Genomic DNA, 8,097 nt, shown 5'->3' on the forward strand with positions numbered 1-8,097 from the left:
CGACCAATTGAACGAAAGCCCAAACCTTCTAGATACATATTGATTGCCATTTGCTTGGTTTCTTCGCTTTTATGATGCGTTGGTTTATGTACTGAAAAGTAATGATTGCAACCTTTGCACTTATAGCGTTGTCTGCCATTGTTAAAACCTGCTTTGACAAAGTGTTTGTGCTTACATTTAGGACAACTATCAAATGTTTCGTTCATTGGTTTTTACTCTATGGCAAAGTATTGAGCTATTTTAACTTATGTATTTGTTTTTAACAATACCAACTGATTTAATGAGCTTCCTGTAAAACTAGTTTTCTACTCGCTCTGAGCCATGCCTGCGGGTGCTGGAAAACCGTCATGGACAGGCTGGCCTACCAAGAGTGTTTTTCCTTATAAATACTGAGGTTGAAGTTTTAAAAATCGACAAAATCGGGGTTTGGAAAGAAGTCTATTGAGTTTGGAGGTAAAAAGAGCTGGTTAAATAACCTGCTTATTTTTACAAATTTTTTGCCATTATGACATCCAAAAGTCGCCAAATGATGTATTTTTGTCGGAAAGTTACCGCCAAATAATGATAAAATAGTTAATATTTTTTTACATTTTGTGGTATGCTAAGCAAGATTTTAGCAAGTTCGTGTTTTTCTAAAAAGACACACTTGTTGTCTTTAATAATGGATAATGATATGAAGCTAACAGCCCTAAAAAGCCTGATGACCGCTTGCCTAATCGGTGGCGTGATGATGTCATCAGCCCATGCAAATAACCCTGCTCCAACCATCAAAGCAGACGCCCCCAACCGTTATACCGTCAAAAAAGGCGATACACTGTGGGACATCTCTGGTAAATATCTGAGTGCACCGCACAGATGGCGTGAGATTTGGGCGACCAATAAACAAGTCAAAAACCCACATCTTATCTACCCCGGCGATATTCTTATCATGTGTATCATTAAGGGTCAAACCTTGGTCGGCGTGGACACAGGTGAGGGCTGTGCAGGCATTGAAAAGCAAATGCAAGAGGTGGCACCCAGTGAACCAGTTCGTCTGACACCGCTAGAAGGTAGTGTGCCATCCATCCCATTATCAAATATCCGTCATTGGCTTGACCGTTCGGTGATTGTCAATCCCGATGATTTTGAGACGACCCCTTATGTACTGGCGTCCAAAAAAGGTAATCTTATTACCGCAACAGGCGACAAGATTTATGTTAAAGGGGCACTGCTTACCCCAGGTCAGACTTATGGCGTGTATCGCAAGTCCGAGCCTTATGTAGATGTGCAGACAGGTACGGTGATTGGGCTAGAAGCGGTACAAGTAGCTCGTGGTATCGTAACTGATGTGGCAGGTAATGGCGTATCAAGCATTCAAATCACCCAGTCATTCGACACAGAAATCCACGAGGGCGACCGAGTCTTCTCTGAGGTGCCAACCCAGCTTCCTGTAGTGTTCTACCCTGCCCCTGCTGAGGTGACTCGTGGCGGTAGCATTGCACGCGTGATGGGCAGTATCGGCAGTGCCGCCAAAGGCAGTGTGGTCGCCATCAATATCGGTGCTGCTCAAGGAGCAAGAGCGGGTCATGTTCTTGATGTCTATCGTAAAGGGGCATTGGTGCGTGACATTCGTGATAACGACACGCCAGTACGCCTACCTAGCGAAAAAGCAGGTCAGGTCATGGTATTTAAAGTGTTTGACCACATCAGTTATGCTTATGTTCTCTCATCAGAGTTACCACTAAGTAAAGGTGACCAGTTGGTGCCACCGCCTTATCTATAATTCATTGATAAATAGTGATGTATTAAAATTGCCAATACGCTTGTATTGGCAATTTTATTTTGCCAATGAAATTTTATAAAAAAGACAGTAGTGATATAATGCAAGCCTGTCATTTAACATAAGAAACAAACATGAGTTATCAGACACTAGATGAGACATCCGCCACGCTTGCTTTGTGGTATGTGGTAAATACTTCTTTGACCGCTTTTTATAAATTGACCGAACAATTTGGCGGTGCAAGGCAGGCTCTGACAGAAGGGCTTGGGGCATGGCAGGAGCTTGGTGTGCATAACGCCCACATCAAAAGATGGCAGGATGTTGATGACGTCATGGCGATGGTAGCCAGACTGCATGATGAAGCAGGGCGTGGGGTGTACGGCATGCTTTTGATGGACGATGAGCGTTATCCTGAAATGCTCAGACAGATGTATGACCCACCACCAGTGCTTTTTTATCGTGGGGAGGTGACACGCTTGTCGGATAGGCAGGTGGCAATCGTTGGCAGTCGTTCCCCCACAGAGTTTGCTTATCAGATGACTTTTAATATGGCAGAATATTTGGCTTATCAGGGATTGACCATCACCAGTGGACTGGCAGGAGGTATCGATAAGGCGGCACATCTGGGCGGATTGTCAAATGGGTGCGGACAGACGGTGGGGGTGATGGGAACAGGCATTGATGTGTGCTATCCTAAAAACCACAATGCTCTGTATGCTCAGATTATCAATGAGGGTGGCTGTCTCATTAGCGAGCTGCTGCCCGCCACGCCCGCCATCAAGCACAACTTTCCACGCCGTAACCGTCTGGTGGCAGGGGTATCACTTGCCACGCTGGTCACCGAAGCCGCCATTGCCAGTGGCTCGCTCATCACCGCACGCCTGACTGCTGAGCAAGGCAAGCAAGTTTTCGCTGTGCCTAGCTCTATCGATAATGTTAATGCCGAGGGCTGTCATCATCTCATCCGCGAAGGGGCAACCCTGATTTACCACCCCAGTCAGATTATTGATGAGCTCAGTGGAAGTGTGATGGGTTATAACGCCCTACCTAAAACCTTCTCTCGGGGTGTTTCAGCCCTTGATAACGCTCATGAAAACTGCCCTGTGTCCGCATCAGTTGCCATCGCACCCCATTTGCAGGGCGTGTTTGATAAGTTATCCAATCAGCCGACTGACCTAGATACACTTGTGGCGGCGACTGCTTTGGATGTTGGGACATTGCTGGCGTCTTTGTTGGAGCTTGAAATGATTGGTATGGTAAAAGTGGTCGGGGGTCGCTATGAGCGAGCATGAATGTATCACTCACAGTGCTGATGTGGCGTATGAATGGGTCATGCAAGGTAGGATTTTGGCTTATCCTACCGAGAGTGTATGGGGGCTGGGCTGTCATGCTTTTGATGTGCAGGCGGTAAATAAGCTTCTTGCCTTAAAACAACGCCCTGTCGAAAAGGGCGTGATTGTACTGACTTCGGATGAATCATACATTGATGTATTTTTGAAAAATCTGCCGAAGACTCGCCAAAATGACATTATCAAAAGCTGGGCGTATGCCGATGACAGACGGCAGGCGAGTACATGGCTGTTTGATATTCCTGATGGAGTTAGTATCCCTCAATGTGTGCGTGGCAAACATGAGAGCCTTGCCATTCGAGTAATCAACCATGCCAAAATCGCCAAATTGTGTGATTTGCTTGCTACTCATGATAACAATCCGTTTGGCTTTTTGGTATCTACCAGTTGTAATGTTGGTGGGCAAGCCCCTGCCCGTGATTTTGAGATGGCATGGCGTTATTTTGGGGGTAAAGTCTGTTATCTGCTCGGCGATACGCTGGGCTATGATAAACCCAGTCAAATCATTCATGCCAGTACAGGGCAGGTAGTGCGGTAGTTTTGATGATAAAAAACCCTTTGTATGATACAAAGGGTTTTGGTTTTTTAAAGCAAACAGATTGCTTAGATACCAGCAGCAACTTTAAAAGCAGCTTCATCAAAGTCTTCGCTATGAGTGACAATCACGGTGCCTTTGTCGATGTTTACGTTAACAAATTTAACGCCGGCGATAGTTTCGGTTTTAGCAATCAGAGCGTCAGCAGCAGCTTGGTCGGCAACAGTTAGATTGAATTGAGATTGTGGCATAATATACTCCATGGGTAAATGAGAATGATGTGAATGTGTTTAAACGAGATGAGTTTGAACCAGCTCATCATTTAGAACTTGGTCTTATTTTAATCGATATCAAGCTTTGTGCAATAAAATACAGATAAAATGCCGTAAACTAAGCCTTAATAGCATTGATTTTACAAGCAATTACAATGTTAAACTAATGTAACCTAAAATTGGCGATTTGCCACGTATTTCAACCATTTTGATGGTGCGATTAACAAAAATATTGATGAAAATGGCGTTTTGTCAATCAATTTTAATGCGTATTTTAAAAGTTTTAAATAGGGCGTGCCTGCCTTTGGTATTTGCAATGAAAAATAGGGGAAATCGCATGTTTTTCAAGGAAAAAACTTGAGGCTGATAGTTATTCTATCAAGCAAGTTTTTGACGATGAAAAACAAGATTTAGTCATTTTTCATGAAAAAATGGCTTAAAGTGTTAAATCTTCATCTTAATTTTATAAAAAATGTTATCAATGGTAGGCACGCCCTAACTATTCCTTATACATTATGTACCAAAATGTTTGTTTTTCTTACTAAATTGTGATTTAATAGCCGTGCTGAATAATAGCATTTTTTATTTATCACCTAAACACTTGATAAAGTTGGATTTTATTGAGTTTTTTAAAAGGAAGGATTATGCAAGAAAAAGCAACCTCTTCTCGCATGCAGAGGTTTTTAAAGGGGGTGGAGTGGCTTGGCAATCTGTTGCCACACCCTGCCATTTTATTTGTATGGATGTCAGTTATTTTGCTTGTACTATCGGCAATCATGTCGATGATGGGGGTGTCGGTGGCTGACCCACGCCCAGAAGGGGCAAAGGGGCGTAGTGAAGATGGCATGATTTATGTTGTCAATCTCTTAAATGGTGATGGGCTTGCCAAGATTGTTGAGAATCTCGTGTCCAATTTCACAGGCTTTGTGCCACTGGGGACGGTGCTTGTCGCTCTGCTTGGGGTGGGCATTGCTGAGCGGTCGGGCATGATTTCGGCGGCTCTTCGGGGGCTTGTCATGAACGCCCCGCCAAAGATGGTTACTTTTGTCATTGTTTTTGCAGGTATTATGTCAAACACCGCATCAGAGCTTGGTTATGTGGTGCTGATTCCATTGGCGGCGATGATTTTTTATTCGTTGGGTAGGCACCCACTGGCAGGACTTGCTGCTGCCTTTGCAGGCGTGTCGGGCGGTTATAGTGCCAACTTACTCCTTGGTACGGTTGACCCACTACTGTCGGGCATCAGCCAAGAGGCGGCACGCATTATTGACCCTGACTATGTCGTGGGGGCAGAAGCCAACTGGTATTTTATGGCGGCAAGTACGTTTTTGGTAAGTGGCGTTGGCTACTTTGTCACCGAAAAAATCGTGGAGCCATCTTTGGGTAAATACAACCCCGATGATGCCGATGACCCAAGCGTGCTTGACAGCAAGGTGGAGCGACTGACCGCCTTAGAAAAGAAAGGACTGGTTTGGTCGGGCGTGTCCATGCTGATTTTTTGTTTGCTACTGGCATGGACTGTTGTGCCTGCCGATGGGATTTTAAGACATCCTGAGACAGGACTTGTGGCAGGGTCGCCATTTTTACATGGGATTGTGGTATTCATCTTTGTGTTCTTTGCCATTCCAGGTATTGTGTATGGTAAGATTGCAGGCACCATCAAGAGCAATGATGACGTGGTGGATGCCATGAGTACCGCCATGAGTTCGCTTAGCATGTACATCGTGCTGGTGTTCTTTGCTGCTCAATTTACCGCCTTTTTTAATTGGTCAAACATCGGTTCGGTCATGGCAGTATCGGGAGCGAATTTCCTAAATGACATCGGACTGACAGGACCTTTGTTGCTCGTGGGCTTTATTTTGATTTGTGCTTTTGTCAATCTCATGCTCGGCTCGGCATCGGCTCAGTGGGCGATTACCGCACCGATTTTTGTGCCGATGCTCATGCTGACAGGCTATGCCCCAGAGATGATTCAGGCAGCGTATCGTATTGGTGATAGCAGTACCAACATCATCACACCGATGATGAGTTACTTTGGGCTTATCATGGCGGTGGCAATTCGTTACAAAAAGGACACAGGGGTCGGCACGCTTATGTCGCTCATGATTCCGTACTCGCTTTTGTTCTTGGTGGGGTGGACGGTGCTCTTTTGTATTTGGGTATTTGCCTTAGGCTTGCCTGTGGGACCAGGGACTGCAACCTATTACACGCCTTAATTTTGCCAGATGGTAAAAATCCCTTGTTTGATGATGAACCCCACCCCAAAAGTTAGACACTTTTGGGGTGTTTTTGCAAAATATGCTGAGCAAAAGTGTGTAGGGGTGATGATGGTGTCAATTTTTATGGTGTATGGCGATGGGTTTGGCAGGGGTTTTTTGATGGTTTTTTAAAATTTATCACAAAAATTTAAAAAACCCCTTGCATTTTTGCTAAACTTTGCTATAATCATCGCCCACAGCTTTTGACAAATTTGTCAATTAAAACGGTGACGTGGGTGAGTGGCTGAAACCACATCCCTGCTAAGGATGCATACGGGAAACTGTATCGAGGGTTCGAATCCCTCCGTCACCGCCATTTATTTTAAAAATAAATAAAAAAGGCTTGACATTCTAAATTTTTAGTGTATAATAGCCGACCACAACGAGTGGTAAAGATTGATAATCACATCAGTTGTACTGCACCCGTAGCTCAGTTGGATAGAGCACTTGGCTACGAACTAAGGGGTCGGGAGTTCGAATCTCTCCGGGTGCGCCATATACCAAACACCAAAACTTGATTGAGTTTTGGTGTTTTTATTTGTGCGAGTTTATCAAATGGGTTTATAAAAACAACCTGATGGCTTAACACGGGATAAATTTAGGTTTGGTTTAATTTTTTAAATTACAGTCTCAAAACTTTAAAATTACCACAAATTCACAATGTATAGATGTAGGGGGCTGGCTTTGCAAGCCTTATAAAGATGGCGTGTTTAACACGCCCCTACAAGTCTGTGGCAAATATTAAGTTCTTAAGCATAAGTCGTCAAATAGCCATTTTATGTAAAACGGATTAAAGCGTGACATTTTGTCAAATGCCAATAAAATACCATCAATAACAGACATAATCCAAGACTTTACACATAAAAGCGTCATGAATATTCAACACACCCAAAAGTCATGGTAAAATAAAGCCTATTTTAACTCTATTTATCATCATGGCTAAAAAAAACAAAACCCCAAAAACCCATCCATCAAAGATACACAGCGAAGATGAGCCCATACAGGTGGACCCTGATGAGCTACCTGTCATCGCCAAACCCTTGGTACGAGTGACGGCGCTGTTATATGATGGCATGCTGATATTGGCAATGTTGTTTTTGGTGGGGACGATTGGGGCGGTGGTCGGTACACTACTGTTTATGGAAGTAGGAACAGACTCGGCACATGCCCAAAGACTGCCAATTTGGTATCAAAATGGGGTCATGACACCGCTGTTTGTACTGACCTTGATAGGTTTTTATGGATTGTTTTGGCGAAAATCAGGGCAGACGCTCGGCATGCAGACATGGCGATTAAAGACGGTGGATAATGCAGGACATCTGCTGACGTGGACACAAAGCACACGCCGCATCATCAGTGCCTGTCTACTACCCATACTCTGTGCGACCATCGGCGAGGTGCTACATGGCTCACGACTGGCGGTGCTGATAAGTGCCACGCTTGGGTTTTTGTTTAATTATCTGTTTTGTGCGTTCAATACTCGGGGGCTTGCGGTGCATGACATGTTATCCAATACCATCACCCTAAAAGTCCCCAAAATCCAGCATGAAAGCCTGTGGCAGGCATGGCGTAAAAACAAGAAGTCCCCTAATAAATAAGAAACCTAAAAAATCGCCCAGTCTGTGTGGATTGGGCGATTTTATATAAGGGCTTTTAATTTTTGGCATTGTTAAACTAAAATACATAATTCAAAGTTCCATTCCACTTAGCAAACAGTAAGTTCAAAGTGTTTTCTATCATTTTCTCGGATTTAGAGTAACATTTTGATTTTCTTCTAAATCTTGCTGTGAAATGCCTAATGAGACTATTATAGCCCTCTATGGTAAAAGTTTGAGCTTTGCTTGTCATATGTTTTGATTTTGGAATGACTTCAAGGTAAGATTTCCAGTAGTCACTACAAAACAGTTGAATGTTATGGATATTC

Annotated in this window: 8 protein-coding genes and 2 tRNA genes; 7 read left to right on the forward strand and 3 right to left on the reverse strand. The window is 43.9% G+C overall.

Annotated features, from left to right (window positions below; all coding sequences use genetic code 11):
• A partial coding sequence (locus tag K941_RS17595) for an IS1/IS1595 family N-terminal zinc-binding domain-containing protein (RefSeq protein WP_029102438.1) occupies window positions 1–206 on the reverse strand: 206 nt, incomplete at its 3' end.
• A gap of 467 nt (window positions 207–673) precedes the next feature.
• On the opposite strand from K941_RS17595, the gene K941_RS0111570 reads away from it, so the two are divergent.
• The 3 genes from K941_RS0111570 (at window position 674) to K941_RS0111580 (ending at window position 3,646) form a co-directional block, all read left to right on the forward strand.
• Complete coding sequence (locus K941_RS0111570; protein ID WP_084137759.1) at window positions 674–1,762, forward strand: LysM peptidoglycan-binding domain-containing protein; 1,089 nt, start codon at window positions 674–676, stop codon at window positions 1,760–1,762.
• A gap of 131 nt (window positions 1,763–1,893) precedes the next feature.
• Entirely contained in the window at window positions 1,894–3,051 is a 1,158-nt protein-coding gene (gene dprA, locus K941_RS0111575) for a DNA-processing protein DprA (protein ID WP_029103736.1), read from the forward strand.
• Window positions 3,038–3,646 carry an L-threonylcarbamoyladenylate synthase gene (locus K941_RS0111580; RefSeq protein WP_029103737.1) on the forward strand — a complete coding sequence of 203 codons (609 nt, stop codon included), beginning with the start codon at window positions 3,038–3,040 and terminating at the stop codon, window positions 3,644–3,646. Before dprA ends, K941_RS0111580 begins: the two co-directional genes overlap by 14 nt.
• 65 nt (window positions 3,647–3,711) lie before the next feature.
• Here K941_RS0111580 and K941_RS0111585 read toward each other — a convergent pair whose 3' ends face one another.
• A complete protein-coding gene (locus K941_RS0111585; RefSeq protein WP_029103738.1) occupies window positions 3,712–3,894 on the reverse strand; it encodes a hypothetical protein in 183 nt (60 codons plus the stop codon).
• Between the two features lie 665 nt (window positions 3,895–4,559).
• On the opposite strand from K941_RS0111585, the gene K941_RS0111590 reads away from it, so the two are divergent.
• From K941_RS0111590 to K941_RS0111610, 4 genes are all read left to right on the forward strand, one after another.
• A complete protein-coding gene (locus K941_RS0111590; RefSeq protein ID WP_029103739.1) occupies window positions 4,560–6,131 on the forward strand; it encodes an AbgT family transporter in 1,572 nt (523 codons plus the stop codon).
• Window positions 6,132–6,399: 268 nt separating this feature from the next.
• A tRNA-Ser gene (locus tag K941_RS0111600) sits at window positions 6,400–6,489 on the forward strand.
• A 103-nt stretch (window positions 6,490–6,592) separates the two neighbouring features.
• A tRNA-Arg gene (locus tag K941_RS0111605) sits at window positions 6,593–6,669 on the forward strand.
• Window positions 6,670–7,213: 544 nt separating this feature from the next.
• Window positions 7,214–7,771 (forward strand): RDD family protein, encoded by a 558-nt coding sequence (locus K941_RS0111610; protein ID WP_029103740.1) that lies wholly within the window; start codon window positions 7,214–7,216, stop codon window positions 7,769–7,771.
• Window positions 7,772–7,847: 76 nt separating this feature from the next.
• On the opposite strand, the gene K941_RS16920 is transcribed toward K941_RS0111610, so the two are convergent.
• The coding region (locus K941_RS16920; protein WP_029103741.1) for an IS1 family transposase at window positions 7,848–8,097 on the reverse strand (250 nt) is incomplete at its 5' end.

The organism is Moraxella caprae DSM 19149, from assembly GCF_000426885.1.
Lineage (GTDB): Bacteria > Pseudomonadota > Gammaproteobacteria > Pseudomonadales > Moraxellaceae > Moraxella > Moraxella caprae.

Coding starts and splice junctions, on each gene's coding strand:
- K941_RS0111590 (WP_029103739.1), top strand. CDS start 4,560: ATGCAAGAAAAAGCAACCTCTTCTCGCATGCAGAGGTTTTTAAAGGGG.
- K941_RS0111570 (WP_084137759.1), top strand. CDS start 674: ATGAAGCTAACAGCCCTAAAAAGCCTGATGACCGCTTGCCTAATCGGT.
- K941_RS0111580 (WP_029103737.1), top strand. CDS start 3,038: ATGAGCGAGCATGAATGTATCACTCACAGTGCTGATGTGGCGTATGAA.
- K941_RS0111585 (WP_029103738.1), bottom strand. CDS start 3,894: ATGCCACAATCTCAATTCAATCTAACTGTTGCCGACCAAGCTGCTGCT.
- dprA (WP_029103736.1), top strand. CDS start 1,894: ATGAGTTATCAGACACTAGATGAGACATCCGCCACGCTTGCTTTGTGG.